Below are 26,486 nucleotides of genomic sequence, written 5' to 3'. Positions count from 1 at the left end.
AGCGATGAGCACCCCGCGACCCTTGAAGATCGCAATCCTCGCCATGGGCGGCGAGGGCGGCGGCGTGCTGGCCGACTGGATCGTCGACATGGGCGAGGCCAATGGCTACGTCGCGCAGACCACCTCCGTGCCGGGCGTGGCGCAGCGCACCGGCGCCACCATCTACTACGTCGAGCTGTATCCGACCGCGCAGGCCGAGGCAGACGGCGGCCGGCCGGTGCTGGCGTTGATGCCGCTGCCGGGCGATGTCGACGTGGTGCTGGCGTCGGAACTCATGGAAGCGGGCCGCGCGGTGCAGCGCGGGCTGGTCACGGCCGACCGCACCACGCTGATCGCCTCCACGCACCGCGTGTTCTCGATCGCGGAGAAGAGCGCGCTGGGTGACGGGCGGGTCGACAGCGTCCAGTTGCTCGCGCACACAGCCAAGGCTGCCAAGCGCTTCATCCGCTTCGACATGGCGCAGGCGGCCGAGGCTTCGGGCAGCGTGATCAGTGCCGTGCTGTTCGGTGCGCTGGCGGGCTCGGGCGTGCTGCCGTTCAGCCGCGCGCAGTTCGAGGCGACTATCGAGCGAGGTGGCGTGGGCGTGAAGCCCAGCCTCAAGGCCTTCGGCGCCGCATTCGGGCGTGCGCAGGCTGGCGACGATGGCGAAGCACCGCCGGAAGTGGCGGGCGCCACGCCGGCGCCGCAGCCGCGCCATCCGGCGGTGCGCGCGCTGGTCGAGCGTGTGCAGCACGACTTCCCGCCCGCCGCCCAGGACTTTCTGCTCGAAGGCGTGCGCCGCCTCATCGACTACCAGGACACGGCCTATGCTGGCCTGTATCTCGACCGCATGGCCGCCATCGCAGCGCTGCCGGATCATGGCGGCCACCGCCTGCTGCGCGAGACCGCGCGCCATCTCGCGCTCTGGATGTCGTACGAAGACACGGCTCGCGTCGCGGCCCTCAAGACCCGCGCCACCCGCTTCGAGCGTGTGCGCGGCGAGGCCCGCGTGCAGCCGGGCCAGGTGCTCGCCATCCACGAGTACATGCATCCGCGCCTGCAGGAGATCTGCGAGACGCTGCCCGGCAGTATCGGCCGCTGGCTCATGAACTCCACGCTGCCGAAGAAGATCGTCGAGCGCTTCACGCAGCAGGGCCGCGTGATCCAGACCAGTTCGCTGCACGGCTACCTGATGCTGCGCACCGTCGCGGCCATGAAGCGCTGGCGCCGTTCGACGATGCGCTATGCGGAGGAAAACCGCCGCATCGAGGAATGGCTGCAGCGCATCGCTGCCACCGCGCAGCGCAACCCTGAACTCGCCGTCGAACTGGCGCAGTGCCAGCGCCTGGTCAAGGGCTACAGCGACACGCACGAGCGCGGCATTCGCAACTACGACACCGTGATGCGCGCGGTCGAGCGTGCCGGCGCGCAGCTTGCACCCGCCACCTTGCGCGAACTGCGCGATGCAGCGCTCGCCGACGAACACGGCCACAAGCTGCAGGCGGCGCTGGCGCAGCACGCGCTGGCCTGAAGAGACAACGCACCATGACTGCTCCCATTGCCACGCTCCAGCTTCGCGTCGCCGAAGCGCGCCAACTCAATCCGCTGATCCGCATGCTGCGCCTGCGCGCCGAAGACGGCCGCGCCTTGCCCGGTTTTGCGGCCGGCGCCCACATCCGCGTGCAGGTGGCGCTGCCCGACGGCAAAGCGGATTGGCGCCATTACTCGCTCATCAACTTCGCGACCGCGCGCAACGCCACCAATGCACCGACCGAATATGTGATTGCCGTGCGCAAGGAGGCCGAGGGCCGCGGCGGTTCGCGCTTCATGCACGAAGCACTGAACGAAGGCGACATGCTCGCCATCGAAGCGCCGAAGAACGACTTTCCGCTGCACACCGGTCCCGGCGGGACGGTGCTCGTCGCGGGCGGCATCGGCGTCACGCCGCTCGCGAGCATGGCCGCACGCCGCCGCGCCGAGGGCGCCCCGGTCCGCATGCATTACGCCGGCCGCAGCCGCGAGCTGATGGGCTTCCTGCCCGAGCTTCAGGCGCTGCTCGGCGACGACCTGCGCGTGCATGCCGATGCCGAGGCTGGCGCGCCGCTCGACATCGACGCGCTGCTCGACGGGGTGCCGGCCGGCGACCGCCTCTACGTCTGCGGCCCCAAGGTCATGCTCGACGCGGTGCTCGCCCGCACCCAGGCGCGCGGCTGGGAGCACGACCGCGTGCACTTCGAACTTTTCACCGAGCCGGTTATGGAAGAAGGCGACCAGTCCTTCGAGGTGGAGCTCGCGCAATCGGGCCGGCGCTTCACCGTCGCGGCCGACCAGAGCATCCTCGACTGCCTCATCGACAACGGCTGCGACCCGATGTTCGATTGCAAGCGCGGCGAATGCGGCGTGTGTGCCACGCCCGTGCTCGAAGGCGAGATCGACCACCGCGACTACGTGCTCACCGCCCGCGAGAAGGCGGAGGGCAATGTCATGCAGATCTGCATCTCGCGCGTCAAGGGTGCGCGCCTGGTGCTCGACATCTGAAGCAAGGAGCCACGAGAACCATGACCTCGTACCGAGACAACCCCGATGCCATTCGCGCGCTGGTGCAGAACGATCGCGTGCACCGCGACCTGTACACCAGCCAGGAACTGTTCGAGCTGGAACAGGAGCACTTCTTCGCCAACACCTGGAACTACGTCGGCCACGAGAGCCAGCTGCCGAACCCGGGCGACTGGATCAGCAACGAGATCGCGGGCCGCCCGCTGATCGTCGTGCGCCACACCGACGGTAGCGTGCGCGCGATGATGAACCGCTGCGCCCACAAGGGTTCGCGGCTGGTGAACGGGCCTTGCGGCAATACCGGCAAGTTCTTCCGCTGCCCGTACCACGCCTGGACCTTCAAGACCGACGGTTCGCTGCTCGCGATTCCGCTGAAGACCGGCTACGAGAACACCACGCTGCACGCGTGCGAATCGGCCAAGGGGCTCACCACGCTCAAGCATTTGCGCAGCTACCGCGGCTTCATCTTCGTGAAGATCAACGATGCGGGGCCCGGTTTCGACGAGTACTTCGGCGATTCGCTGAGCTCCATCGACAACATGGCCGATCGCTCGCCCGAGGGCGAACTCGAGATCGCGGGCGGCTGCCTGCGTTTCATGCACCAGTGCAACTGGAAGATGTTCGTCGAGAACCTCAACGACACCATGCATCCGATGGTGGCGCACGAATCGTCGGCCGGCACCGCCAAGCGCATGTGGGCCGACAAGCCAGAGGACGAACCCAAGCCCATGGCGGTCGAGCAGTTCGTGCCCTTCATGTCCGACTACAAGTTCTTCGAAGACATGGGCATCCGCACCTACGACCACGGCCACAGCTTCACGGGCGTGCACTTCAGCATCCACAGCAAGTACAAGGCGATTCCCGCCTACGACGACGCCATGAAGGCGCGCTACGGCGAGGAAAAGACTGCACAGATCCTCGGCATGGCGCGGCACAACACGGTGTACTACCCGAACCTCACGATCAAGGGCGCGATCCAGGCGATTCGCGTGGTCAAGCCGATCTCTGCCGACAGGACGCTGATCGAGAGCTGGACCTTTCGCCTGAAGGGTGCGCCGCCCGAGCTGCTGCAGCGCACCACCATGTACAACCGGCTCATCAACTCGCCATTCTCGGTGGTGGGGCACGACGACCTGCAGGCCTACCGCGGCATGCAGGCCGGCCTGCACGCGAGCGGCAACGAGTGGGTGAGCCTGCACCGCAACTACGACCCATTGGAGCTCAAGGGCGGGGAGATCACCACCGGCGGCACCAACGAGCTGCCGATGCGCAACCAGTACCGCAGTTGGGTCGAACGCATGACGGAGTCGATGTGATGACAGGCACCGAAGTCACGCGCCAGGACCTGATCGACTTCGTCGTGAACGAAGCGCATCTGCTCGACACGCGCCGTTACGAGGAGTGGAACGCACTCTTCACCGACGACGCCTTCTACTGGGTGCCGCTGGTGCCCGACCAGGAAGACGGCATCAACCATACCTCGCACCTTTACGAGGACAAGCTGCTGCGCGACCTGCGCATCGAGCGGCTCAAGAGCCCGCGTGCGTTTTCGCAGCAGCCGCCGAGCCGCTGCCATCACCTGCTGCAGCTGCCCGTGGTCGAGACCTTCGATACCGATGGCAACCGCTTCGTGGTGCGCACCGGATTCCACTACACCGAATCGCAGGGCGACGAACTGCAGTTCTATGTGGGCACGTTCTTTCACCACCTCACGGTGCAGGACGGCGCGCTGCGCATGACGCTCAAGCGCGTCAACCTGCTCAACTGCGACGCGGCCCTGCCGGCCGTGCAACTCTTCATCTAGGGACGCAATGCAAGACGCCACAGTCCAGGCCACCGTCCACCAGGTCTTCGCGGCGACTGCCGAGCGCACGCCGCATGCCGAGTTCCTGTTCACCGAATCGGTGACCGCGGCTGCTTACGGCATTGCGGCCGGCGCCATTCGCTGGGGCGAGGCCGCGGCCGAGGTCGAGCGCCTGCGCACGGCCTATGCGCAAGCGGGGTACGGGCATGGCCACCGCGTCGGCCTGCTGCTGGAGAACCGGCCGGCCTTTCTGTTCCACTGGTTCGCGCTCAATGCGCTGGGCGCGAGCGCGGTGCCGATCAATGCCGAGATGCGTTCGGCCGAGCTGGTCTACCTGATCGGCCACAGCGAGATCGGCCTGGCCGTGACGCTGCCGGAGCGCGCTGCCGATCTGCGCGCGGCGGCCGCGCTGGCCGGTGTGGCCTTCGAGACGATGGGGCCGGAAGATGCGGTGCCGAAGGCGAAGACGGCCGCACCGCGCGGCGGCGAAGCGATTGGCGTCGATACGGAATGCGGCCTGCTCTACACCTCCGGCACCACCGGCCGCCCCAAGGGCTGCATCCTGAGCAACGCCTACTTCCTGCGTGCCGGCGAGTGGTATGCCGCGCTCGACGGCGTCTGCAGCATCCGCCCCGACACCGAGCGCGTCATCACGCCGCTGCCGCTCAACCACATGAACGCGATGGCGTTCTCCACCATGGTGGTGCTCATCGCGGGCGGCTGCCTGGTGCAACTCGACCGCTTTCATCCGAAGACCTGGCTGGCGAGTGCGCGCGAAAGCGGCGCGACCATCGCCCACTACCTCGGCGTGATGCCGGCGATGTTGCTGTCCGCACCGGCATCGGCTGCCGATCGGGACCACCTGATCCGCTGGGGCTTCGGCGCCGGCGTCGACCGCAAGAACCACGCGCCCTTCGAGGAGCGCTTCGGCTTTCCGCTGGTCGAGGCCTGGGCCATGACCGAGACCGGTGCGGCCGCCTGCATCATGGCCAACCGCGAGCCGCGGCTCGTGGGCACGAGCTGCTTCGGGCGGCAGGAAGACTTCGTGCAGATCCGCCTCGTCGGCGAGGACGGCAGCGACGCCGCCGTCGGCGCACCGGGCGAACTGCTGGTCCGCTCTGCGGACGATGACCCGAAGCGCTACTTCTTCTCGGGTTACCTGAAAGACGAGGAAGCCACGCGCGAAGCCTGGGCCGACGGCTGGTTCCACACCGGTGACCTGGTGCGGCGCGATGCCGAGGGCAACTTCTTTTTTGTCGATCGCAAGAAGAACGTGATCCGCCGCAGTGGCGAAAACATCTCGGCCGTCGAAGTGGAAAGCGTGCTCAACCAGCATCCGGCCGTGAAGGCTTCGGCCGTGGCCGCCACGCCCGACGAAGTGCGCGGCGATGAAGTGCTGGCCTGCATCGTGGTGCGCGAAGGCACCGATGCATCGCAACACGAGCAGCTCGCCGCGAGCATCGTCGAGCATGCGCTCGCGCAGCTGGCCTACTACAAGGCGCCGGGCTACGTCGCTTTCGTCGATGCGTTGCCGCTCACGCCGTCGCAGAAGATCCAGCGCGGGCAGCTGCGCGAGATTGCGCAGTCGCTGCCCGGGCAGGGCCATTGCATCGACACCCGTTCGATGAAGAAAAGACAGGTGAGGCAGGCATGACGAAGCGACGACTCTCCTACGAAGGCGTCGCGGTGGCGGTGCCCATCACCGTGCCCTACGTGCGCTATTCCACGCGCACCGCGCACTGGTTCATCGGGCAGGCTGTCGAGGCGCTGGTCAAAACCAGCGGCGTGGCCAAGGAGCAGATCGACGGCCTGTGCCTCAGCAGCTTCTCGCTCGCGCCCGACACGGCCGTGGGCGTCACGCAGCACCTGGGCCTGTCGCCGCGCTGGCTCGACCACGTGCCCACCGGCGGCGCCTCGGGCGTGATGTGCCTGCGCCGTGCCGCGCGCGCTGTGCAGGCGGGCGATGCCGATATCGTGGCCTGCGTGGGCGCCGACACCAACCATGTCGACTCCTTCCGGCAGACGCTCGGCAGCTTCAGCAACTTCGCGCGCGATGCGAGCTACCCCTACGGCTCGGGTGGGCCGAACTCGATCTTTGCGTTCATCACGGCCAACTACATGCGCACCTACGGCGCGAAGCGCGAAGACTTCGGCCGCATCTGCGTGGACCAGCGCACCAATGCGCTGGGCAACCCCAACGCGATGTTCAAGAAGGCGCTGACGCTCGACGAGTACATGGCCGCGCGCCCCATCTCCGACCCGATCCACCTGTTCGACTGCGTGATGCCCTGCGCCGGCGCCGATGCGTTCCTGGTGATGAGCGAGGAGCGCGCACGCGACCTGGACCTGGCGCACGTGGTGATCCGCGGCGCCATCGAGCGCCACAACGCCTATGCCGACGATCCGGTGATGGTGCAGGGCGGCTGGCGCATGGACCGCGACGACCTCTACGCGCAGGCCGGCGTGCAGCCCGCCGCGCTCGACTTCGTGCAGACCTACGACGACTACCCGGTGATCGTGATGATGCAGTTCGAGGATCTGGGCTTCTGCGAGAAGGGCGAGGGCCCGGCCTTCGTGCAGTCCCACACCCTGACCTTCGATGGCAGCTTTCCGAACAACACGAGTGGCGGGCAGCTCTCGGCCGGGCAGGCCGGTGCGGCGGGCGGCTTTCTCGGCATGGTCGAGGCGATTCGCCAACTGACCGGTCAAGCAGGACCACGCACCGTGCCCGACGCACAACTGGGCCTGGTCGCTGGCTTCGGCATGGTGACTTACGACCGCTGCCTGTGCACAGGCGCCGTCATCCTCGGGAGATCGGCATGACGATGCCTCTGATGCGCCCCCCCCGCAAGAACCCGGTGCTGCGCACCCGGCAGATGAACCTGCCGCCCGGTGCGCGCGGCCGCGTGGCGCTCGGCCTCACGGCGGCCGCCGCCGAAGGCCGCTTCGAGCTGCAGGCCTGCGAGCAATGCGGCACGGTGCAGTACCCGCCGCGTGAGGTCTGCCACAAGTGCCTTTCAGCTTCCCTGCGCTGGCGCGAACAGAGCGGCGAGGGCGAACTGCTCGGCAGCACCACGCTGCACCACAGCAACGACCTGTTCTTCCGCGAGCGGCTGCCCTGGCGGCTGGGCCTGGTGCATCTGGATGCCGGACCGACGCTCATGGTCCACCTGCATGGCGAGGTCGGCGATGCGCCCCCGCGCGGGCAACCGGGCGGCGACGCGCTGCCGCGCGGGCAAACCGGGCGGCGACGCGCTGCCGCGCGTGCGTGTCGGCGCCCGGCTCGACCGTGCCGGCCAAGCCGTTCTCATTGCTTTTCCGATTGAAGGGAGTCCCCACATGGCCGACGACAAGATGCTGCGTGAAATGACCAGCGACCCCAAGTTCCGCAAGGTGCTGGTGACCGATGGCAAGACCGAGGTCGGCCAGGCCATCGTGCGCGCGCTGGTGAAGGCCGGCGCCGACATCGTCTGGGTCGGCCATGCCGAGCCCTGGAAGAAGATGGGCGATGGGCTTGACGACATCTCTGCGCTGCCGCAGGTCACGCTGGTGCCGCTGGACCTCACCAACGGCCGCCAGGTGACCGAGCTCGCGGGCTCCATCGGCGGCAAGGTCGACATCGTCATCAACAACGCCGAGGTGCACCGAACCTTCGGCATCGGCGCGCGCCGCGGCACCGACGTGGCCAAGGCCGAGATGGACATCAACTACTTCGGCCTGCTGCGCCTCGCGCAGGAGTTCGGCCCCGCGCTCAAGGGCCGCTCGGCCGATGGCGAGACGGGTGCCACGGCCTGGGTCAACCTGCTGTCGATCTACGCGCTCAGCAACTTTCCGCCGCACGGCACCTTCAGCGCCTCGAAGGCCGCGGCGCATTCGCTCGCGCAGTGCCTGCGCGCCGAGATGCGGCCGGCCGGCATCCGCGTGATCAACGTGTTCCCCGGCCCCGTCGACGACGAATGGAACCAGCACACGCCGCCGCCGAAGCTGGCGCCATCAGCGCTGGCCAACGCCATCGTGAAGGCGCTGCGCGATGGCGTGGAAGACGTCTATCCGGGCGACGTGGCGCAGGAGTGGCTGGAGCGCTGGCGCGACAACCCGAAGGTGCTCGAACGCGAACTCGCGGCGGGATCATGAGGCACACCCCCAGTCTTCGCGCACTTCGTGTCGCTTCGCCAACCCCCTTGCAGGGGGCAACACCAGCGGCCCGGCAAAGCCGGTTCCGCGGTGTTCCTGGAACAGAGATCGGAGAATGAAATGACGAAAACCACCGAATCGATGTCCGCCGCCGAAATCCTCGGCGGCCTCGTGACCGCCATGGCCAGCGGCCGCATCCGCGTGATCGATCTCACGCAGACGCTCACGCCCGAGTTTCCGCAGATCGCGCTGCCGCCCGAGATGGGCCAGTGCTGGCCTTTCCGCATCGAGGAAGTGTCGAAGTACGACGAGCGCGGCCCGGGCTGGTACTGGAACAATTTTTCCTGCGGCGAGCACACCGGCACACACTTCGACGCGCCGATCCACTGGATCTCGGGACGCGACCTGCCGAACAACTCGGTCGACACCATTCCGGTGCAGAACTTCGTCGCGCCGGCCTGCGTGATCGACTGCTCGGCCGACGTGCAGGCCAACGACGACTACCTGCTGAGCGTGGCCGACATCGAGCGCTACGAAGCCGCGCACGGCCGCATCCCGAAGGACGCGTGGGTGCTGATGCGCACCGACTGGTCCAAGCGCAGCGATCCCGAGGCCTACCAGAACTTCGACGAGACCGGCCAGCACACGCCCGGCCCGAGCACCGAGGCCGTGCGCTTCCTGGTCGAGCAGCGCGATGTGCTGGGCTTCGGCTCCGAGGCCATCGGCACCGATGCCGGGCAGGGCTATCACCTGCGCCCGCCGTATCCATGCCACTACTACATGCACGGCGCGGGGCGCTATGGGTTGCAGTGCCTGAGCAACCTCGACCTGCTGCCGCCGGCCGGCGCCGTGCTGATCTGCCCGCCGCTCAAGATCGAGAAGGGCAGCGGCAGCCCGCTGCGGGTGCTGGCGCTGGTGGGGGCGTCGCTATGACTCGCCGTGGTCGCATTGGCTTTGGCTCCTTCTCCCGCGTGCGGGAGAAGGCGGGGGATGAGGGGGCTTGCGAAGGTCGCAGGGGTCACCCTCACCCCAACCCTCTCCCGCGAGCGGGAGAGGGGGCAAGACAAGGGGAATGCGCATGAACGGCGCAGCGTCCAGGGTTGCGGCCGTCACTGGTGGCAGCGCCGGCATCGGCAAGGCGATCTGCGAAGACCTGCTTGCACAGGGCTACGAGGTGGTCTCGCTCGCGCGCCGCAAGGCCGGGATCGACCATCCGAAGCTGCACAGCATCGAGGTCGACCTGAGCGACCGCGCCGCGACCGGCGAGGCGGTGCGCGAACTGGCCGAGCGTTTTTCGCCGACGACCATCGTGCACAACGCGGGCGTGATTCGCGCGGCCCTGCTGCCTGAAGTGAAGCTCGACGACCTCGACGCACTGGTCGACCTGCACCTGGGCTGCGCGATCCAGCTGGTGCAGGGCGCGTTGCCCGCCATGCGTGCGCAGTGCTTCGGCCGCATCGTGCTGCTGTCGTCGCGCGCCGCGCTGGGCCTGGCCACACGCACCAGTTATTCGGCCACCAAGGCCGGCATGCTGGGCATGGCGCGCACCTGGGCGCTCGAACTCGCCGCGGACGGCATCACGGTCAACGTGGTGGCGCCGGGCCCCGATCCGCACCGACATGTTCTACGACGTGGTCGAGGCCGGCAGCGAGAAGGAACGCGCGCTGGCGGCTTCTGTGCCCGTCAAGCGCCTCGGCGAATCGGCCGACGTGGCACGCGCCGTGCGTTTCTTCGCCGACGCGGGCAGCAGCTTCATCACCGGGCAGGTGCTCTACGTCTGCGGCGGCACCAGCGTCGGCAGCCTGGCGCTCTAGTTTTCAGCGTTCGTTTCGTTCCGTTCAAAAACATCACTTCCCCTGGAGCATCGCCATGAAAGTCCTGAACCGATTCCGTGCCATCGCGGGCATTGCCGCGGCCTTCGCTGCGCTGAGCACCGCGGGCGCATGGGCGGCCGACCTCAAGGTCGGCTTCATCACGTCGCTGTCGGGGCCTGTGTCGTCGCTCGGCATTCCCTACGAAAAGGGCATGAAGGCCGCGATCGCCTACAAGGCCGACATCGGCGGCCGCAAGATCCAGCTGGTGCAGCTCGACGACGCCTCCGACCCGTCCACGGCCGCGCGCAATGCTCGCAAGATGATCGACGAGGACAAGGTCGACGTGATCATCGGCACGGCTGGTTCGCCCGGCGCGCTGGCCATTGCCGGCGTGGCGCGCGAGACGAAGACGCCGCTGATCTCGATTGCCAACGCCAATCTGCCGGGCGAAGAGGGCGCATGGATGGTGACGCTGCCGCAGCCCGCACCGTTGATGGTGAGCGCGGTGGTCGAGCGCATGAAGAAGTCGGGCGTGAAGACGGTCGGCTACATCGGTTTCTCCGACGCCTGGGGCGACCTGGTGTACGACGCGCTGCAGAAGAGCGCGGAGCCGGCGGGCATCAAGATCGTGTCGAACGAGCGCTATGCGCGCGCCGATTCGTCGGTGACCGGCCAGGTGCTGAAGATCGTGGCGCTGCGTCCCGACGCGGTGATCACCGGCACCTCGGGCACGCCGGGTGCGCTGCCTTACCTGGCGCTCGCGGAGCGTGGCTACAAGGGCCAGATCTACGGCATGCATGCGCTGATCAACCCGGACTTCGTGCGTGTGGGCGGTGCGTCGGTCGAAGGCCTGCTGGCGCCCACCGGCCCGGTGATCGTGGCCGAGCAGCTGCCGAGCGAAAACCCGATCCGCAAGGTGTCGATGGACTTCCGCGCGGCCTACCAGAAGGCCAATGGCGCGCCGCCGACCGATGCGTTCTCGGCCTACACCTTCGACGCCTGGCTGCTGTACCTCGATGCGGCCCAGCGCGCGCTCGCCACCAAGGCCGAGCCGGGCACGCCGCAGTTCCGGCTCGCGTTGCGCGACGCCATCGTGAGCACCAAGGAGCTGGTGGGCACGCACTCGGTCTACAACTTCAAGCCGACGGACCGCTACGGTTCCGATGAACGGTCGCGCGTTGTCGTGAAGCTCGAGAAGGGGCAGTGGAAGCTGGTTCCCTGAAATGACGGCTTGTCTTTTTGTTCGTCGCGTTGTGTTTGAAGTGCGCTGCTGTTCAGGGCGCGCTCCCGCCCGACGGGGTACCTTGCTCCGCGAATGTCCTCCGGCCTGCGGCCTCCCCCTTGATTTCGCTGCGCAAGGCACCCCATCGACGGGAGCGTTGGACAGAGCCGTCGTTGATCAGCAGTACACCAGCAGCGTGTCCAGGTGCACAGGGCATCGGGTGCTCCCCGCAGCGAAATAAAGGAGGAGGCCGCAGGCCGGGGGACATTCGCGGAGGGGAGTACCCGGTGGCCTGTGCACACGCCCTGAATAACAGCACCCCGAACAGCAGCGCTCCGAACAAGAACGCAAGCACCTCAACGCAACACCACAAGCCGGAGCCGCAACAATGAAACAGAACCTCATCCGAATCCTGAGCCTCACCGCAGTAGCACTGGCGGCCGCACAAGCGACGGCGGCCGACCTCAAGATCGGCTTCATCAGCTCGCTCTCCGGCCCGGTCGCTGCATTGGGTGTGCCGTATGAAAAGGGCATTCGCGCCGCCATTGCCGAGCATCCGGAAATCGGCGGCCGCAAGGTCCAGCTGATCGTGCTCGACGACGCCTCCGACCCCACCACCGCCGGCCGCAACGCGCGCAAGCTGGTGGTGGAAGACAAGGTCGACGTGCTGATCGGCACATCGGGCGTGCCGGGGGCGATGGCCATTGCCTCGGTGGCGCGCGAACTCAACACGCCGCTGATCTCGCCCACGCCGGTCACCATCCCCGGCCCCGAAGGCGCATGGACCGTGACCGTGTCGCAGCCATTCCCGCTCATGGTCGCGGGCGTGGTCGAGCGCATGCAGAAGTCCGGCGTGAAGACGGTGGCCTTCATCGGCTTTTCCGATGCGCTGGGCGACCTGGCCTACGACTCGCTCGTGAAGAGCGCCGAGAAGGCCGGCATCAAGGTGGTGGCGAACGAGCGCTATGCGCGCAGCGATTCGTCGGTGGCAGGGCAGGTGCTCAAGATCGTGGCGCAGCGGCCCGATGCGGTGTTCGCCGGCAACTCGGGCACGCCGGGAGCGCTGCCCTACATCGCGCTCGCCGAGCGCGGCTACAAGGGCAGGATCTACGGCACGCACGGCCTCATCAATGCCGACTTCGTGCGCGTGGGCGGTGCCTCCATCGAAGGCCTGCAGGTTCCGAGCGGTCCCGTGCTGGTGGCCGACCAGCTGCCCGACAGCAACCCGATCAAGAAGGTATCGATGGGCTTTCGCAACGCCTACCAGAAGGTCAACGGCGCGGTGCCGACCGACGCCTTCTCGTCCTACACCTACGACGCCTACTTGCTGCTGGCCGATGCGGCCTCGCGCACTAAGGGCGAGCCCGGCACGCCGCAGTACCGCACGGCGCTGCGCGACGCCATCGTGGCCACCCGCGAGCTGGTGGGCACGCATGGCATCTACAGCTTCAAGCCCGACGACCGCTACGGCTCCGACCAGCGCGGCGTGGTGATCGTGCAGATGAACAAGGGCCAGTGGAAGCTGGTTCCCTGACAACTGTCTGAGCCCACGCCGATGAGCAGCTACCTCCATCATCCGGACCGCGTCGCCGCGCTCGTGCAGGACGACCGCGTGCACCGCGACCTGTACCTGAGCGAGGAAATCTTCGCGCTCGAACAGGAGCATCTGTTCGCGAACATCTGGATCTATCTCGGCCATGCGAGCCAGGTGCCGGAGCCGGGCGACTTCGTGGCGCAGGACATCGCGGGCCGGCCGCTCCTGATGGTGCGGCAGCCCGACGGCGCGGTGCATGTCATGTACAACCGCTGCGCCCACAAGGGCACGCAGCTGGTGACGGACGAGTGCGGCAACGCCGGCCGCTTCTTCCGCTGCCCCTACCACGCCTGGACCTACAAGCTCGATGGTGCGCCGCTCGGCGTGCCGCTGAAGAGCGGCTACGAAGGCACGCAGCTCAGGGCCTGCGATTCGGGCCAGGGGCTCTCGGTGGTGAAGCATGTGAAGGTCTACCGCGACTTCGTGTTCGTGCGGCTCGCGGACAGCGGACCCTCGTTCGAGGACTACTTCGGCGAAGTGCTCGGCGCCATCGACAACATGGTCGACCGTTCGCCCGAGGGCAAGCTCACTGTCGGTGGCGGCGTGCTGCGCAACATCGTCCACTGCAACTGGAAGATGTACTTGGAGAACATCAACGACACGGTGCACCCGATGTCGACGCACGAATCGGCCACCAAGGCGGCCGAGGCGCTGTGGGAAGGTCACGCGCCTTCCGATCCCAAGCCGATGGCAATGGAGCAGATCCTGCCCTTCGGCTCGGGCTACGAGTTCTTCGACAAGATGGGCGGGCGGGTGTTCGCCAACGGGCACAGCGTGCTCGGCGTGAACTTCAGCATCCATTCCAACTATGCGCAGCTGCCCGAGTACGAGGCCGCGATGCGCTCCGCGCATGGTGAGGAGCGCGCAGCCGAGATCCTGCAGCGATCGCCGCAGAACTCGGTCTTCTATCCGAGCCTCTCGGTCAAGGGCTCGCCGCAGGCGATCCGCGTGATCCGCCCGCTGGCCGCGAACCGCACGCTGATCGAGGCCTGGAGCTTCCGTGCGGCCGGTGCGCCGGCGCTGCTGTTCGAGCGCGCGATGAGCTACAACCGGCTCGTGTTCTCGCCGATGTCGGTGGTCGCGCACGACGATGTGCATCTGTTCGAGAGCATCCAGCAGGGCCTGCGCGCGGGCGGCAACGAATGGGTGAGCCTGCACCGCAACTACGATCCGGCCGAACTCACGCAACCCACCCTCACCACCAACGGCACCAACGAATTGCTCATGCGCAACCAGTTCCGCGCCTGGGCGAAGTCGATGGTGGCGGGCATGGAGGCCGCGGCATGAACCGCGACCCGCGCGATTTCGTGGCCCATGAGGCCGCGCTGCTCGACGAGCGGCGCTTCGACGACTGGCTGGCCCTCTTTGCCGGCGACGGCCACTACTGGGTGCCGCTGCTCGGTGTCGCTCAGGCCGACCCGTTCTCGCACAACTCGCTGGCGTATGAAGACCGGTTGCTGCTGCAGCTGCGCGTCGATCGCCTGAAAAACCCGCGCGCGCATTCGCAGCACCCTGCGAGCCACTGCCAGCACGTGCTGCAGCCTTTGCGCATCGAGGAAGAGACGAGCGATGCAGTGCGCCTGCGCACGCCGTTCCTTTACATCGAAGCGCGTGGCGAAAGCCAGGTCCTTCTGACCGGCACCGCCCGCCACCACCTCGTGCGCACGTCCACGGGCTGGGCCATCCGCGAAAAGCGTATCGACCTGCTCAATGCTGCACGCGCGCTGCCGGCGATCCAGTTGTTCATCTGAGTTTCCCGTTCATTCCATCCATCCTCACCGGAGCTACGACATGAAGAGCCTGATGCTGACCTTGACGCGCGGCGCACTCGCCGCGGCGCTGACCGCCTGTGGTGTTGCGAGCGCGTTCGCGGCCGACCTCAAGGTCGGGCTGAGCGTGTCGCTCTCGGGGCCGAACTCCTCGCTGGGCGTGCCCTACGCCAAGGGCATGCAGGCCGCGCTGGCCTACAAGCCGGAAGTCAACGGCCGCAAGGTACAGCTCATCGTGCTGGACGACGGCTCCGATCCGACCACCGCCGGGCGCAATGCGCGCAAGCTGATCGAGGAGGACAAGGTCGATGTGCTGATGGGCACTTCGGGCGTGCCGGCCGCCATTGCCATGGCGCAGGTGGGCAAGGAAGCCAAGGTGCCGATGATCGGCCTCACCCCCATCCTGCTCGACGCGAGCGAGAACCCGTGGGTCATGACGGTGGCGCAGCCCACGCAGCTGATGATCGACGCGGTGGTCGAGCGCATGAAGCGCAACAATGTCAAGACCGTGGGCTACATCGGCTTCACCGATGCGTGGGGCGACCTGGTCTACAACGCACTGATGAAGGCCGCGCCCGAGGCCGGCATCAAGGTGGTGAGCAACGAGCGCTATGCGCGCGCCGATGCTTCGGTGACGGGGCAGGTGCTGAAGATCGTCGCGCTCAGGCCCGACGCGGTCATGACCGGCGGCGCCGGCACGCCGGGCGCGCTGCCGTTCCTTGCGCTGCAGGAGCGCGGCTACAAGGGCGGCGTGTACGGCCAGCACGGGCTGATCAATCCGGACTTCGTGCGCGTGGTCGCCGCCTCGGGGCAGAACGCGCTGATGCCCACCGGCCCGGTGATCGTGGCCGAGCAGCTGCCGGACGATCATCCGACGAAGAAGATCGCGACCGATTTCCGCGCCGTATTCCAGAAGGTCAACAACGCACCCACCGGCGATGCGTTCTCGGCCTATTCCTTCGACGGCTGGCTGGTGTTTGCCGATGCCGCCTCGCGCGCAATGAAGAAGGCCGAGCCAGGCACGGCGGAATTCCGCGTCGCGCTGCGCGATGCCATCTTCAGCACGAAGGAAGTGGTGGGCACGCACGGCGTCTACAGCTTCAAGCCCGGCAGCCTCTACGGCGTGGACGAGCGCGCCCGCGTGATCGTCAAGCTCGACAACGGCCAATGGAAGCTCGCACCTTGAACCGCCTCATGCCGATGACGATGATTCCCCGAGAGGCTTTTCTATGACATGGGACGTGGCGCTGATTCTCGTCACCGATGGCCTGGCCAACGGTGCCGTCTATCTGCTGGCCGGGCTCGGGCTGGTCTTGATTTTTTCCGTCACGCGGGTGGTGTTCGTGCCGTTCGGCGACATCGCGGCCTTCGCGGCGCTGTCGCTCGCGGCCTTCGAGACCGGCCGCGTGCCGCCGACCATCGGCATGGTCGCGGTGCTCGCGGCGCTCGCCCTGGCGACGGAAATCGGCAGCCTGCTGCGGCGCGGCGAGTCCGCACGTGTTCCCAAGGCGCTGCTGATGTGGGGCGTGCTGCCCGCCATCCCATGCCTGCTGGCATGGCTGGCGGCGCGGCCCGGCGTGCCGGTGGCGGTGCACATTGCCGTAGCGGTGCTGCTGGTGGTGCCCATTGCGCCGTTGCTCGCGCGGGTGGTGTTCCAGCCGATCGCGGATGCCTCGGTGCTGGTGCTGCTGATCGTGTCGCTGGCGCTGCACTTCCTGCTGTCGGGCCTGGGCCTCCTGTTCTTCGGCCCCGAAGGCTCGCGCACCACGCCGCTCACCAGCGCCGTGTTCACGCTGGGCGACGGCTTCACGGTCAGTGGCCAGGTGGTGCTGATGGTGGGCGCGGCCATCGTGCTGAGCGGCCTGTTCTTCCTGGTGTTCGAGCGCACGGTGGCGGGCAAGGCGTTGCGCGCCACGGCCGTGAACCGGGTGGGCGCGCGGCTGGTCGGCATCCGGCCGGTGCGCACGGCGCTGCTGGCCTATGGCTGCGCCTCGCTGCTGGCCGGGCTCATCGGCGTGCTGATCGCGCCGGTGACCACCATGTATTACGACTCGGGCTTCATCATTGGCCTGAAGGCCTTCGTGGCCGCGATCATCGGCGGGCTCGTGAGCTACCCGATGACAGCCGTGGGCGCGCTCGCGGTCGGCGTGGTGGAGAGCTTTGCCTCGTTCTGGAGCGGAGCGCTGAAGGACGTGATCGTGTTCAGCCTGCTGATCCCGGTGCTCATGCTGCGGTCGTTCATGGCCGCGCACTCCGAAGAGGAAGAAGACGAGGTGGAGCAATGAACGGCAGCCGCAAACGCATGATGTGGATCGCCGCGGTGGTCGCCGTGCTGGCCTTGGTGCCGGCGGTGGCGGGCAGCTTCACGGTCTCGCTGCTCAACGACATCGGCATCGGTGCGCTGGTGGCGCTCGGGCTGGTGCTGCTCACCGGCGTGGGCGGCGCCACGTCTTTCGGGCAGGCGGCCTTCGTGGGCATCGCGGCGTATGCCACGGCCTGGCTCACCACCACGCAGGGCCTGTCGCCATGGATCGGCCTCTTGTTCGCGCTGCTGCTCACGGGGCTGTCGGCGCTGGCCATCGGCATGCTCACGCTGCGGCTGGGCGGGCACTTCCTGCCGCTGAGCACCATCGCCTGGGGCCTGTCGATTGCGATGCTGTTCGGCAACGTCGATGCGCTCGGGCGCCACACGGGCCTGTCGAACATTCCGGCGCTGCGCATCGCGGGCTGGTCGCTGGCCGATCCGCGTTCGATGTACTACCTGATCTGGGCGGTGGTCGGGCTGACCTGCCTGTTCAGCCACAACCTGCTGCAGTCGCGGCCGGGGCGCGCGATTCGCGGCTTGCGCGGCGGTGCCACGCTGCTCGCGAGCGTGGGGGCGGACGCCTACCGCGTACGGCTCACGCTGTTCGTCACGGCGGCTCTCTTTGCTGGGCTGGCGGGCTGGCTCTATGCGCACATGAACCGCTTCGTGAGCCCGTCGCCCTTCGACGTGCGCGCCAGCATCGAGTACCTGCTGATGGCGGTGGCCGGCGGGCTCGGGCAGCTGGCGGGCGCGCTGGTGGGGGCCGCGCTGGTGCTGGTGCTGAAGAACGGCCTGCAGGACGTGTTGCCGATGCTCACGCAGCGTGCAGGGCAGCTGGAGGCCGTGGCCTTCGCGACGCTCTTCATCCTGCTGCTGCACTTCGCGCGCGGAGGCCTCATGGGTTTGCTGCGGCGCTGGACGCGCCGCCGCGCCGGCACGCAAGGCGCTGCTTCGCGCCACGAAGCGCCAGCAGTCGATCCGCTGCCGCACCGCCAGCTGCCACAGCGCGGTACGCAGGTGCTGTCGGTGAAGGGCGCGGTCAAGCGCTTCGGCGGGCTGGTGGCGGTCAACGACGTGAGCTTCGAGGTGAACGCGGGCGAGATCGTCGGCCTGATCGGGCCCAACGGCGCGGGCAAGTCGACCATGTTCAACCTGCTGACCTGCACGCTGCCGATGACCTCGGGCCAGGTGCGCTTTCTCGACCACGACATTGCCGGCATGCCGCAGCGGCAGGTGGCGCGGCTGGGTCTGGCGCGCACCTTCCAGCACGTGAAGCTGCGGCCGCACATGAGCCTGCTCGACAACGTGGCGCTGGGCGCGCATTCGCGTACGCGCTCGGGCATCCTGAAGGCAGGCCTGCGGCTCGACCGCAGGGAAGAGATGCAGATCCTGCAGGTGGCGCAGCGCCAGCTCGACCGCATCGGCCTGGGCGACCGCGCGCACGAGCTCGCAGGCAGCCTGCCGCTGGGCACGCAGCGCATCCTGGAAATCGCGCGCGCGCTGGCCGCCGACCCGGTGCTGCTGGTGCTCGACGAGCCCGCGGCCGGCCTGCGCCGCAAGGAAAAGATGGCGCTCGGCGACCTGCTGCGCAAATTGCGCGAGGAGGGCGTGACCATCCTCATCGTCGAGCACGACATGGACTTCGTGATGAAACTGGTGGACCGTCTGGTGGTGATGAATTTCGGCTCCAAGCTCGTGGAGGGCGTGCCGTCGGCGGTGCGCGCCGACGAGCGCGTGCAGGCAGCTTACCTGGGGAGTGTTGTATGAGCGCCGCACGGCCGCCCGAAGGCGCGGGCCCCCTGGAGGGGGTGCGCGAAGTACACGAAGTGACAAGCCTGGGGGTGACGAAATGACCGCGATGCTGGAGATTGGCGACTTGCATGTGTCCTACGGGCAGGTCGAGGCGGTGCGCGGCGTGTCGCTCGATCTGCAGCCGGGCCAGATCATCTCGGTGATCGGCCCCAATGGCGCGGGCAAGACCACGCTGCTGGCGGCCGCCATGGGACTGCTGCCCTGCAAGGGCACCCTGCGCTTCGAGGGCGAGGACCTGCAGGGTCTGGACGTGGAGGCGCGCGTGGAGCGCGGCCTGTGCCTGGTGCCCGAGAAGCGCGAGCTGTTCGGCGAACTCACCGTGCTCGACAACCTGCAGCTCGGCGCCTATGCCAAGCGGCTGCGCGGCGATGCGATGAAGAAGCGGCTGCAGTCGGTGTACGACCGCTTTCCGCGTCTGGCCGAGCGCCGCTCGCAGCGTGCCGACACGCTCTCGGGCGGCGAGCGGCAGATGCTGGCAGTGGGCCGCGCCTTGATGTCCGCACCGCGCCTGCTGATGCTCGACGAGCCCAGCCTCGGCCTCGCGCCGCTGATCGTGCGCGACATTCTTTCGATCGTGCGCAAGCTGCGCGAGGACGGCGTCTCGATCCTGCTGGTGGAGCAGAACGCGCGCGCCGCGCTCGAAACCTCGGACCACGGCTACGTGCTGGAGACCGGCGAGATCGCGCTCTCGGGCGCATCGGGCGAACTGGCGAGCGATCCGCGGGTGCAGGCCACCTACCTCGGCGGAGGCACGCACGATGACGAGTGAAGCGCGCGCGCTGCCGCCGGGCCAGCGCACGCTGCCCGCGATGCTGCAGCGGCAGTCGGAACGCTTCGCCGGGCGTCCGCTGCTGCGGATCGCGGGCCGGCAATGGACGCATGGCGACGCGGCCGAGGCGGCTGCGGTGCGTGCCGGCGCGCTGGCAGAGGCCGGCGTGGCGCGCGGCGACCGCATCGCGGTGATGTGCGGCAACCGCATCGAGTTTCTCGAAACCTTTCTCGGCGCTGGCTGGCTCGGCGCGTCGGTGGTGCCGATCAACACCGCATCGATGGGGCCGCAGATCGAATACTTCCTGACCAACAGCGAGGCGAAGCTGCTGGTGATCGAGGCGGGTTTTCTCGAACGCCTGGAGGCGGCCGATCTGCAGCGCACGTCTCTGCGCGAGCTCTGGGTCGTCGGCGAGGCGCCCGCTTCATGGGCGCCGCCCGCGGGCGTTCGCGTCTCGATCTATCCCGACGGCGGGCCACCCATGGCCCCGGCCCCGGTGCAGCCCGGCGACCCGCTCGCCATCCTCTACACCTCCGGCACGACAGGCCCGGCCAAGGGCGTGGTCTGCCCGCATGCGCAGTATTTCTGGTGGGGCGTGAACAGCGCCGAAGTGCTCGGCGTCGGCCGCGACGACGTGCTGTGCACCACGCTGCCGCTCTTTCACATCAACGCGCTCAACACCTTCGCGCAGGCCGCGCTGACTGGCGCCGAGGTGGTGTTCGAATCGCGCTTCTCGGCCTCGGGCTTCTGGCCCTCGATGCGCGCCAACGGGACGACCGTGGTCTACCTGCTTGGCGCGATGGTGCCGATCCTGCTTGCCCAGCCCGAGGGCGAAGGCGAGCGTGATCACCGCGTTCGCATCGGGCTCGGGCCGGGCGTGCCCTCGGCGGCCGGACAGGCCTTCAAGGCGCGCACCGGCGTGGCGCTGCTCGAGGGCTACGGATCGACCGAGACCAACTTCGCAATCGCTACCGCACCGGATTCGTCGCGCGGCGGCGTCATGGGCTGGCTGCGTCCCGGCTTCCAGTCGCGCGTGGCCGACGAAGGCGATGTGGAACTGCCCGCAGGCGAAGCCGGCGAACTGCTGCTGCGCGCGGACGAGCCTCATGCTTTTGCGAGCGGCTACTTCAACATGCCCGAGAAGACGGTCGAGGCCTGGCGCAACCTCTGGTTCCACACCGGCGACCGCGTGGTGCGCGATGCCGATGGCGCCTTTCGCTTTGTCGACCGCATCAAGGACGCCATCCGCAGGCGCGGCGAAAACATTTCGTCGTTCGAGGTCGAGCAGGTGCTGCTGAGCCACCCCTGCGTGGCCTCCTGCGCCGTGTACCCGGTGCAGTCCGAACTGGCCGAGGACGAGGTGATGGCCGCGCTGGTACCGCGCGAGGGCCAGCGCATCGACCCGGCCGAACTGGCGCGCTTCTGCGAGAGCCGCCTGCCGTACTTTGCGGTGCCGCGCTACATCGACGTGCTGCAAGACCTGCCGCGCACCGAAAACGGCAAGGTACAGAAGTTCAAGCTGCGCGAGCGCGGCGTCGGCGAAAAGACCTGGGACGGGCGGCCTGGCGTGCGTCCTCCTGCCAGGGCGGCATGACTTCCGCGCTGCCACCGCTTGCCGGACAGGCCGCGTTCGTGACCGGAGCGGGGCAGGGGCTGGGCACCGCCATCGCGCGCGGACTGGCCGAAGCGGGTGCGCGCGTGGTGCTTGCGGACATCGATGCGGACAGCGCCAAATCCGCAGCCGCGGACTTGCGCGCGACCGGCGCGGACTGCATCGCGATGGAACTCGACGTGCGCAGCGAGCCGGCGTTCGCGCGCTGCTTCGAAGAGGCAGCAGCCCATTTCGGCGCCATCCACGTGCTGGTCAACAATGCCGCGCGCACACCGTTCACTTCGCTCTGGGACATCACGCCCGACGAGTGGGACGACGTTCTGGCCGTCAACCTGCGCGGCAGCTTCTTCGGCTGCCGTATTGCAGGGCGGCACATGCGCGGGCGCGGGTCCGGGCGCATCGTCAACCTGGCATCCTTGGCGGGCCAGCAGCCCAGCGCCGCGACCGGCGTGCACTATGCGGCCAGCAAGGCGGCGTTGCTGGCCTTGACGCGCGGCTTCGCGCAGGAACTCGCGCCGCACGGCGTCACGGTGAATGCAGTGGCGCCGGCGGCGGTTCGCAGCCCCGCGCTGGACGCACTGGACCCGGCGCGGCAGCAGGCACTGAAGGCAAGCATTCCGCTGGGCCGCTTCGGCCGGCCCGAGGAGGTGGCGGCCGCTGTGGTCTACCTCGCTTCGCCCGAGGCAGCCTTCATGACGGGCGCCACCCTGGACCTCAACGGCGGCCGTTTCATGCGCTGAGCAGGCGATGCGCCGCACGCGCTAAAATAGTTCAGAACTAAATCATTCAGGTATGCATGCAAATTCATTGACCGGCCGCCACGCCCTCGTCACCGGGGCTGCACGCGGCATTGGCGCCGAGATCGCCCGCACCCTGGCTGCCGAGGGCGCAACGCTCACGCTGCTCGGGCGCGATCTCGATACGCTCCAGCGCGTGACCGCGTCGCTCGCGGGCCAGGGCCACGGCGTTGCCGCGGCCGACGTGGCCGACGCGCAGGCCGTGCAGTCGGCCTTCGCACTCGCACGTGCCGAGCGCGGACCGTTCGCCATCCTCGTCAACAACGCGGGCGCGGCCGAGAGCGCGCCGTTTCTCAAGACCTCGGTCGAACTCTGGCAGCGCATGCTGTCGGTGAACCTCACCGGCACATTCCTGTGCACCCAGGCCGCACTGCCCGACATGCTCGAAGCCGGCTGGGGCCGCATCGTCAACATCGCCAGCACCGCGGGCCAGAAGGGCTACGCCTACGTCGCGGCCTATGCGGCGGCCAAGCATGGCGTGGTCGGGCTCACGCGCTCGCTCGCGCTCGAGGTGGCGCGCAAGGGAGTCACGGTGAACGCCGTGTGTCCCGGCTACACCGACACCGACATCCTGCGCGCGAGCGTTGCCAATGTGGTGGGCAAGACCGGCCGCAGCGAAGCCGATGCGCTGGCCGAGTTCTCCAGCGCCAATCCGCAGCGCCGCATCGTGCAGCCCGCCGAGGTGGCCGACGCGGTGCGCTGGCTCTGCGGCAGCGGCGCCGCATCCGTCACGGGGCAGTCGGTCTCGGTGTCGGGCGGAGAGGTGATGTGATGATGCGCAACGACGCCTCGCATGCCGCGCTCAGCGACGCCGAAGAGCTCGGCCACGAGGCCCGCGCCGGCCGCGAAGACCACGCCATGCTCAGGCTCTGGCTGCGCATGCTTGCCAGCACCACGCAGATCGAGGCCGAGATCCGGCGCCGGCTGCGCGAGCGTTTCGGCATTTCGCTGGCGCGCTTCGACTACATGGCCCAGCTCTACCGCTATGAAGAAGGCCTGAAGATGCGCGTGCTGTCGCGCTACCTGATGGTGACCGGAGGCAACGTCACGGGCCTGACCGACGAGCTCGAGCGCGACGGCGTGGTGGCGCGCGCCCACAGCCCCGACGACCGCCGCTCATGGATCGTGAGCCTCACGCCCAAGGGCCGTGCAAGCTTCGAGACCATGGCCAAGGAGCACGAGCAATGGATCCTTGAGATGTTCTCCGGCCTCGACATGAAGACCGTCAAGCAACTGCATGCCCAACTCGGCCAGTTGCGCGTGCACGTGATGCGCAGCGAGCCTTCGGGCGAGGAGGGCTGATGGCGACGACGAGCGCAGGCGAAACCGAAGCGCCCCTGGCCGAGTTCCAGCGCGCGCGGATGATCCGCTTTTCCGATTGCGACCCTGCGGGCATCGTCTTCTATCCGCAGTACTTCGTCATGCTGAACGGCCTGGTGGAAGACTGGGTGAGTGAAGGGCTCGGCGTCGATTACCACGCGCTCGTCGGCGAGAGGCGCATCGGCCTGCCGACGGTGCGGCTCGAGGCCGACTTTCGCGCGGTGAGCCGCATGGGCGACCGCGTCATGCTGGGCCTTGCGGTGGAGCGGCTGGGCTCGCGCTCCATGACGCTCGTGCTGCGCTGCTTCGATCCCGCCAGCGGCGAGCTGCGCATGCAGGTCAAGCAGGTGCTCGTGACCACCTCGCTCGAGAGCCATCGCGCCGTGGAAATTCCAGAAGACCTGCGCGCGGCCATTTTGCGCGGCATGCACGGGACTCGCTGAAGCGGATCAGGGCACTGGCTCGTCGCTCCATGCGCGCGTCCGTTGCTTGAGCCGGCCGCTGAGTGCCCTTTTTTCCCTGTCGGAGGGCCGCGGCGCGAAACAATCCATGTTGCGCCAATGGCCGGAAAGAACTACCGCTGATGCATTACCGCGGTTGGGCGACTGGCGGCCGGCTGCCTTCGCCGCGTCAAGCCACCACGGCGAAGCGGTCATCGCCGTCAGCGCGGGGCTGGACTTCTTTGGCGATCATCTTCGCTACCGCTTTCTGTGCAACCTTGAAGTCGTAGGTGGCCTGCAGGTTGATCCAGCCCTGCGCATCCGCTTCCTCGCCGCCGAAGTAGCGGGTGAGGCGAAGCGCGGTGTCGGGCGTGATGCCTCGTCGCTCGAGCACGATGTCATTGATGCGAGAGGCTGGCACATGCAGCGCCTTGGCCAGCGCGTTCGCCGTCATCCCGATCGGCTTCAGATAGTCTTCACGGAGGACTTCGCCCGGGTGTACAGGGCGCATTCCATTCTTGAACATCTCCATTTACCTCTGGCCGACTTAAAGCCGGCCTTTTTTGCCTGGGAAGTAACGCCTCCCGGCGTAGCGCTGGTCAGTGCGGATCGTCGATCCTGACCTCGCAGGGGCCCGAATCGCCCCATTTGAAGATCAGCCGCCATTGCTGGTTGATCCGGACGTGCCAAGCCTCACGCCGCACTCTACGCTTGGAGCGCACTTCCCAAGCTCTCTTCGCTCGAGGCCCGGACACCGCTTGCGCAGCGCCTTGGCATCGGCATTGGCGTGGCAGCCAAGCAGGGCGCCGGAGCCTTCGCTTGCGCGATCGGACCGCGGCCTTGATCATTCGATCTCGGTCTCGATCTCGATCTCGACCAGCGCATGCGCGAGGTCGGCGAATGTTAGTGGTTCAAAGCATCGATACGAACATGAAGGAGTGAGTGCCGTATGGACAACAAGCAAGCCATCATCGAAAGCCTCGCGCGGGCATTGGAAAGCTGGGTGCGCCATGCGAGCGCCGCACAGCTCTGGCAGGTGCAGCAGCAAGGCGGCCTGGGCGCATCCATCGAGGTGGACGGAGACATCGTCCACGCCCGCGTCGAACTCGGCGGTCCGCGCAATCCGCTGTCGGAACTGGGCCGCACCGATGGGCACCTGCCCGTGACGGAGGCCGTTCTCGGCAACGGCGCCGCAGCATGGGGCGCGCCGCCCCCGCACGGAGACCCGGCGCGCGAGGCCTGGTTCTTGTCGAACGAACTGGCGCAGGAGCATGCGCGGCAGTACCTGCTGGCGGAAGTCAGGGAAAAGCGGGAAGTCCTGGAGCAGTTTGTGGAGGCCTGGCTGGACAGGCAATGAAAAAAGCCCGCTACCTGATTGATAGCGGGCTTTTCAGCATTACTGCGATGTTGGTTGGTGGGCCCTGAGTGACTCGAACACTCGACCTACGGATTAAGAGTCCGCTGCTCTACCAACTGAGCTAAGAGCCCTTGCGCATCAAACGTTTTGCGTTTTTTGGCAAGACCGCAAGTATAGCGTAAAAATTCCTGGGCTCAACGATTTTGTGCGCGGCGGCGTTAGCATTCGTCATCATCGACGGGGCGACGACCCTTCATCAGGAGATCTTCCATGACAGATACATCCACCATGCCGCATGTTGTGATCACCGGGGCCGCGGGCGCGCTGGGCCGCGCGGTGGCCCAGCATTTTCTCGAGCAGGGCGCGCGCCTGGCGCTGGTCGACCATCGTGCGGGCCGACTGGCCGAGGTGTTTCCGGGCCTGGACAATTCGCAGCACCTGCTGCTGGCGGGCGACGTGACCTCGGCGGCCGACATGTCGGAGCTCGCGGGCCAGGCGCTCAAGGCCTTCGGCCGCATCGATGCGCTGGTCCACATTGCCGGCGGCTTCGAGATGGGCGAGGCCACGCACGCGCTCACGCGGGCAAGCTGGGACCGGATGATGAATCTCAATGCCTGGTCCTTCGTTGCGGTGACGCAGGCGGTGCTGCCTTCGATGATCGAGCATGGCGCGGGCCGCATCGTGGCGGTGACGGCCAAGGTGGCGGCGCGCGGCCTGCCGGCCATGGCGGCGTACATCGCGTCGAAGAGCGCGCTGCAGCGCCTGGTCGAAGCCATGGCGGCCGAGGCCGCCCCGCATGGGGTGGCCATCAACAGCGTGGCGCCCAGCGTGCTCGACACGCCGGCCAATCGGCAGGCCATGCCGGACGCCAATCCCGCCAACTGGGTGTCGACCTCCGTCGCGGCGCAGACGATCGGCTTTCTTGCGTCGCCCGCGGCCGCGGCGCTGCATGGCCAGCACCTGACGCTCGACACCTGAGCTGAAGCAAGACGAACGACAAGGGCCCTGGCGGCAACGCCAGGGCCCTTTTTTCGTTTCGACGCGCGCCGTTTCCAGGCAGGCGCTTTGTCATGGTTGCGGGCCAAGGGGGCGGGGCGCTTGTCTCCCTGGAAAAGGGGCGCCCTGCTCATGTGCGCATGCGGCGCGATTTCTACAGTGACTCCACGGCACAACGCTTCGGCCCGGCAAGGGGAAAGAAGCGG

At 67.7% G+C, this 26,486-nt stretch carries 23 protein-coding genes, 1 tRNA gene and 2 pseudogenes; 24 read left to right on the top strand and 2 right to left on the bottom strand.

The window, feature by feature from the left end; all coding sequences use genetic code 11:
- Positions 1–4: 4 nt before the first annotated feature.
- The 22 genes and pseudogenes from QFZ47_RS05675 to QFZ47_RS05570 all read left to right on the top strand — a co-directional run bounded on the left by QFZ47_RS05675 (position 5) and on the right by QFZ47_RS05570 (position 23,930).
- Positions 5–1,510 carry an indolepyruvate oxidoreductase subunit beta family protein gene (locus tag QFZ47_RS05675; protein WP_307654718.1) on the top strand — a complete coding sequence of 502 codons (1,506 nt, stop codon included), beginning with the start codon at positions 5–7 and terminating at the stop codon, positions 1,508–1,510.
- Positions 1,511–1,524: 14 nt separating this feature from the next.
- On the top strand, positions 1,525–2,517 hold the full coding sequence (locus QFZ47_RS05670; protein ID WP_307654717.1) for a PDR/VanB family oxidoreductase: 993 nt from the start codon (positions 1,525–1,527) through the stop codon (positions 2,515–2,517).
- 20 nt (positions 2,518–2,537) lie between these two features.
- Positions 2,538–3,851 (top strand): aromatic ring-hydroxylating dioxygenase subunit alpha, encoded by a 1,314-nt coding sequence (locus QFZ47_RS05665; RefSeq protein ID WP_307654716.1) that lies wholly within the window; start codon positions 2,538–2,540, stop codon positions 3,849–3,851.
- Positions 3,851–4,339 carry an aromatic-ring-hydroxylating dioxygenase subunit beta gene (locus QFZ47_RS05660; protein ID WP_307654715.1) on the top strand — a complete coding sequence of 163 codons (489 nt, stop codon included), beginning with the start codon at positions 3,851–3,853 and terminating at the stop codon, positions 4,337–4,339. The genes QFZ47_RS05665 and QFZ47_RS05660 overlap by 1 nt, the downstream gene beginning before the upstream one ends.
- Before the next feature lie 7 nt (positions 4,340–4,346).
- Positions 4,347–5,993 (top strand): AMP-binding protein, encoded by a 1,647-nt coding sequence (locus QFZ47_RS05655; protein WP_307654714.1) that lies wholly within the window; start codon positions 4,347–4,349, stop codon positions 5,991–5,993.
- Positions 5,990–7,162, top strand: coding sequence for a thiolase family protein (locus QFZ47_RS05650; protein ID WP_307654713.1), 1,173 nt, complete (start codon positions 5,990–5,992; stop codon positions 7,160–7,162). The genes QFZ47_RS05655 and QFZ47_RS05650 overlap by 4 nt, the downstream gene beginning before the upstream one ends.
- Positions 7,159–8,473 (top strand): annotated as a pseudogene (locus QFZ47_RS05645) (SDR family NAD(P)-dependent oxidoreductase). Before QFZ47_RS05650 ends, QFZ47_RS05645 begins: the two are co-directional and overlap by 4 nt.
- A 120-nt stretch (positions 8,474–8,593) precedes the next feature.
- Entirely contained in the window at positions 8,594–9,406 is an 813-nt protein-coding gene (locus QFZ47_RS05640) for a cyclase family protein (protein WP_307654712.1), read from the top strand.
- 145 nt (positions 9,407–9,551) lie between these two features.
- Positions 9,552–10,287, top strand: a pseudogene (locus QFZ47_RS05635) (SDR family oxidoreductase).
- A 55-nt stretch (positions 10,288–10,342) separates the two neighbouring features.
- Positions 10,343–11,509 (top strand): ABC transporter substrate-binding protein, encoded by a 1,167-nt coding sequence (locus QFZ47_RS05630; RefSeq protein ID WP_307654711.1) that lies wholly within the window; start codon positions 10,343–10,345, stop codon positions 11,507–11,509.
- Positions 11,510–11,897: 388 nt separating this feature from the next.
- On the top strand, positions 11,898–13,043 hold the full coding sequence (locus tag QFZ47_RS05625; RefSeq protein ID WP_307654710.1) for an ABC transporter substrate-binding protein: 1,146 nt from the start codon (positions 11,898–11,900) through the stop codon (positions 13,041–13,043).
- A 21-nt stretch (positions 13,044–13,064) separates the two neighbouring features.
- The gene (locus tag QFZ47_RS05620) at positions 13,065–14,390 is read left to right on the top strand and encodes an aromatic ring-hydroxylating dioxygenase subunit alpha (protein WP_307654709.1); all 1,326 of its coding nucleotides are present in this window, start codon (positions 13,065–13,067) and stop codon (positions 14,388–14,390) included.
- On the top strand, positions 14,387–14,854 hold the full coding sequence (locus QFZ47_RS05615) for an aromatic-ring-hydroxylating dioxygenase subunit beta (protein WP_307654708.1): 468 nt from the start codon (positions 14,387–14,389) through the stop codon (positions 14,852–14,854). Before QFZ47_RS05620 ends, QFZ47_RS05615 begins: the two co-directional genes overlap by 4 nt.
- A gap of 40 nt (positions 14,855–14,894) precedes the next feature.
- Entirely contained in the window at positions 14,895–16,058 is a 1,164-nt protein-coding gene (locus tag QFZ47_RS05610; protein WP_307654707.1) for an ABC transporter substrate-binding protein, read from the top strand.
- Between the two features lie 43 nt (positions 16,059–16,101).
- A complete protein-coding gene (locus QFZ47_RS05605; protein ID WP_307654706.1) occupies positions 16,102–17,157 on the top strand; it encodes a branched-chain amino acid ABC transporter permease in 1,056 nt (351 codons plus the stop codon).
- Entirely contained in the window at positions 17,154–18,944 is a 1,791-nt protein-coding gene (locus QFZ47_RS05600) for a branched-chain amino acid ABC transporter ATP-binding protein/permease (RefSeq protein ID WP_307654705.1), read from the top strand. The genes QFZ47_RS05605 and QFZ47_RS05600 overlap by 4 nt, the downstream gene beginning before the upstream one ends.
- An 82-nt stretch (positions 18,945–19,026) precedes the next feature.
- Positions 19,027–19,758 carry an ABC transporter ATP-binding protein gene (locus QFZ47_RS05595; RefSeq protein WP_307654704.1) on the top strand — a complete coding sequence of 244 codons (732 nt, stop codon included), beginning with the start codon at positions 19,027–19,029 and terminating at the stop codon, positions 19,756–19,758.
- Positions 19,748–21,352, top strand: a complete 1,605-nt coding sequence (locus QFZ47_RS05590) for an ATP-dependent acyl-CoA ligase (protein ID WP_307654703.1) — start codon at positions 19,748–19,750, stop codon at positions 21,350–21,352. The genes QFZ47_RS05595 and QFZ47_RS05590 overlap by 11 nt, the downstream gene beginning before the upstream one ends.
- On the top strand, positions 21,349–22,110 hold the full coding sequence (locus QFZ47_RS05585; RefSeq protein ID WP_307654702.1) for an SDR family NAD(P)-dependent oxidoreductase: 762 nt from the start codon (positions 21,349–21,351) through the stop codon (positions 22,108–22,110). Before QFZ47_RS05590 ends, QFZ47_RS05585 begins: the two co-directional genes overlap by 4 nt.
- 52 nt (positions 22,111–22,162) lie before the next feature.
- Positions 22,163–22,939 carry an SDR family NAD(P)-dependent oxidoreductase gene (locus tag QFZ47_RS05580; protein ID WP_307654701.1) on the top strand — a complete coding sequence of 259 codons (777 nt, stop codon included), beginning with the start codon at positions 22,163–22,165 and terminating at the stop codon, positions 22,937–22,939.
- 2 nt (positions 22,940–22,941) lie between these two features.
- Positions 22,942–23,469, top strand: coding sequence for a MarR family winged helix-turn-helix transcriptional regulator (locus QFZ47_RS05575; protein WP_370880626.1), 528 nt, complete (start codon positions 22,942–22,944; stop codon positions 23,467–23,469).
- A complete protein-coding gene (locus tag QFZ47_RS05570) occupies positions 23,469–23,930 on the top strand; it encodes an acyl-CoA thioesterase (RefSeq protein WP_307654699.1) in 462 nt (153 codons plus the stop codon). Before QFZ47_RS05575 ends, QFZ47_RS05570 begins: the two co-directional genes overlap by 1 nt.
- Before the next feature lie 187 nt (positions 23,931–24,117).
- Here QFZ47_RS05570 and QFZ47_RS05565 read toward each other — a convergent pair whose 3' ends face one another.
- Positions 24,118–24,453 (bottom strand): HigA family addiction module antitoxin, encoded by a 336-nt coding sequence (locus QFZ47_RS05565; RefSeq protein WP_307658890.1) that lies wholly within the window; start codon positions 24,451–24,453, stop codon positions 24,118–24,120.
- 423 nt (positions 24,454–24,876) lie between these two features.
- On the opposite strand from QFZ47_RS05565, the gene QFZ47_RS05560 reads away from it, so the two are divergent.
- Complete coding sequence (locus tag QFZ47_RS05560) at positions 24,877–25,284, top strand: hypothetical protein (RefSeq protein ID WP_307654698.1); 408 nt, start codon at positions 24,877–24,879, stop codon at positions 25,282–25,284.
- A 55-nt stretch (positions 25,285–25,339) separates the two neighbouring features.
- Here QFZ47_RS05560 and QFZ47_RS05555 read toward each other — a convergent pair.
- Positions 25,340–25,415: transfer RNA gene (locus tag QFZ47_RS05555), tRNA-Lys, on the bottom strand.
- Positions 25,416–25,554: 139 nt separating this feature from the next.
- On the opposite strand from QFZ47_RS05555, the gene QFZ47_RS05550 reads away from it, so the two are divergent.
- The gene (locus QFZ47_RS05550; protein ID WP_307654697.1) at positions 25,555–26,262 is read left to right on the top strand and encodes an SDR family NAD(P)-dependent oxidoreductase; all 708 of its coding nucleotides are present in this window, start codon (positions 25,555–25,557) and stop codon (positions 26,260–26,262) included.
- The last annotated feature ends 224 nt before the right edge of the window (positions 26,263–26,486 follow it).

Source organism: Variovorax paradoxus (assembly GCF_030815975.1).
Classification (GTDB): Bacteria; Pseudomonadota; Gammaproteobacteria; order Burkholderiales; family Burkholderiaceae_C; genus Variovorax; species Variovorax paradoxus_N.
The sequence above is the reverse complement of the archived record's forward strand: the minus strand, read 5'-3'. Positions and strand labels throughout refer to the sequence as shown.

Excerpts from the sequence above, each read along its gene's own strand:
- QFZ47_RS05675 (WP_307654718.1), top strand. The coding sequence starts at position 5 with ATGAGCACCCCGCGACCCTTGAAGATCGCAATCCTCGCCATGGGCGGC.
- QFZ47_RS05670 (WP_307654717.1), top strand. The coding sequence starts at position 1,525 with ATGACTGCTCCCATTGCCACGCTCCAGCTTCGCGTCGCCGAAGCGCGC.
- QFZ47_RS05665 (WP_307654716.1), top strand. The coding sequence starts at position 2,538 with ATGACCTCGTACCGAGACAACCCCGATGCCATTCGCGCGCTGGTGCAG.
- QFZ47_RS05660 (WP_307654715.1), top strand. The coding sequence starts at position 3,851 with ATGACAGGCACCGAAGTCACGCGCCAGGACCTGATCGACTTCGTCGTG.
- QFZ47_RS05655 (WP_307654714.1), top strand. The coding sequence starts at position 4,347 with ATGCAAGACGCCACAGTCCAGGCCACCGTCCACCAGGTCTTCGCGGCG.
- QFZ47_RS05650 (WP_307654713.1), top strand. The coding sequence starts at position 5,990 with ATGACGAAGCGACGACTCTCCTACGAAGGCGTCGCGGTGGCGGTGCCC.
- QFZ47_RS05640 (WP_307654712.1), top strand. The coding sequence starts at position 8,594 with ATGACGAAAACCACCGAATCGATGTCCGCCGCCGAAATCCTCGGCGGC.
- QFZ47_RS05630 (WP_307654711.1), top strand. The coding sequence starts at position 10,343 with ATGAAAGTCCTGAACCGATTCCGTGCCATCGCGGGCATTGCCGCGGCC.
- QFZ47_RS05625 (WP_307654710.1), top strand. The coding sequence starts at position 11,898 with ATGAAACAGAACCTCATCCGAATCCTGAGCCTCACCGCAGTAGCACTG.
- QFZ47_RS05620 (WP_307654709.1), top strand. The coding sequence starts at position 13,065 with ATGAGCAGCTACCTCCATCATCCGGACCGCGTCGCCGCGCTCGTGCAG.
- QFZ47_RS05615 (WP_307654708.1), top strand. The coding sequence starts at position 14,387 with ATGAACCGCGACCCGCGCGATTTCGTGGCCCATGAGGCCGCGCTGCTC.
- QFZ47_RS05610 (WP_307654707.1), top strand. The coding sequence starts at position 14,895 with ATGAAGAGCCTGATGCTGACCTTGACGCGCGGCGCACTCGCCGCGGCG.
- QFZ47_RS05605 (WP_307654706.1), top strand. The coding sequence starts at position 16,102 with ATGACATGGGACGTGGCGCTGATTCTCGTCACCGATGGCCTGGCCAAC.
- QFZ47_RS05600 (WP_307654705.1), top strand. The coding sequence starts at position 17,154 with ATGAACGGCAGCCGCAAACGCATGATGTGGATCGCCGCGGTGGTCGCC.
- QFZ47_RS05595 (WP_307654704.1), top strand. The coding sequence starts at position 19,027 with ATGACCGCGATGCTGGAGATTGGCGACTTGCATGTGTCCTACGGGCAG.
- QFZ47_RS05590 (WP_307654703.1), top strand. The coding sequence starts at position 19,748 with ATGACGAGTGAAGCGCGCGCGCTGCCGCCGGGCCAGCGCACGCTGCCC.
- QFZ47_RS05585 (WP_307654702.1), top strand. The coding sequence starts at position 21,349 with ATGACTTCCGCGCTGCCACCGCTTGCCGGACAGGCCGCGTTCGTGACC.
- QFZ47_RS05580 (WP_307654701.1), top strand. The coding sequence starts at position 22,163 with ATGCATGCAAATTCATTGACCGGCCGCCACGCCCTCGTCACCGGGGCT.
- QFZ47_RS05575 (WP_370880626.1), top strand. The coding sequence starts at position 22,942 with ATGCGCAACGACGCCTCGCATGCCGCGCTCAGCGACGCCGAAGAGCTC.
- QFZ47_RS05570 (WP_307654699.1), top strand. The coding sequence starts at position 23,469 with ATGGCGACGACGAGCGCAGGCGAAACCGAAGCGCCCCTGGCCGAGTTC.
- QFZ47_RS05565 (WP_307658890.1), bottom strand. The coding sequence starts at position 24,453 with ATGTTCAAGAATGGAATGCGCCCTGTACACCCGGGCGAAGTCCTCCGT.
- QFZ47_RS05560 (WP_307654698.1), top strand. The coding sequence starts at position 24,877 with ATGGACAACAAGCAAGCCATCATCGAAAGCCTCGCGCGGGCATTGGAA.
- QFZ47_RS05550 (WP_307654697.1), top strand. The coding sequence starts at position 25,555 with ATGACAGATACATCCACCATGCCGCATGTTGTGATCACCGGGGCCGCG.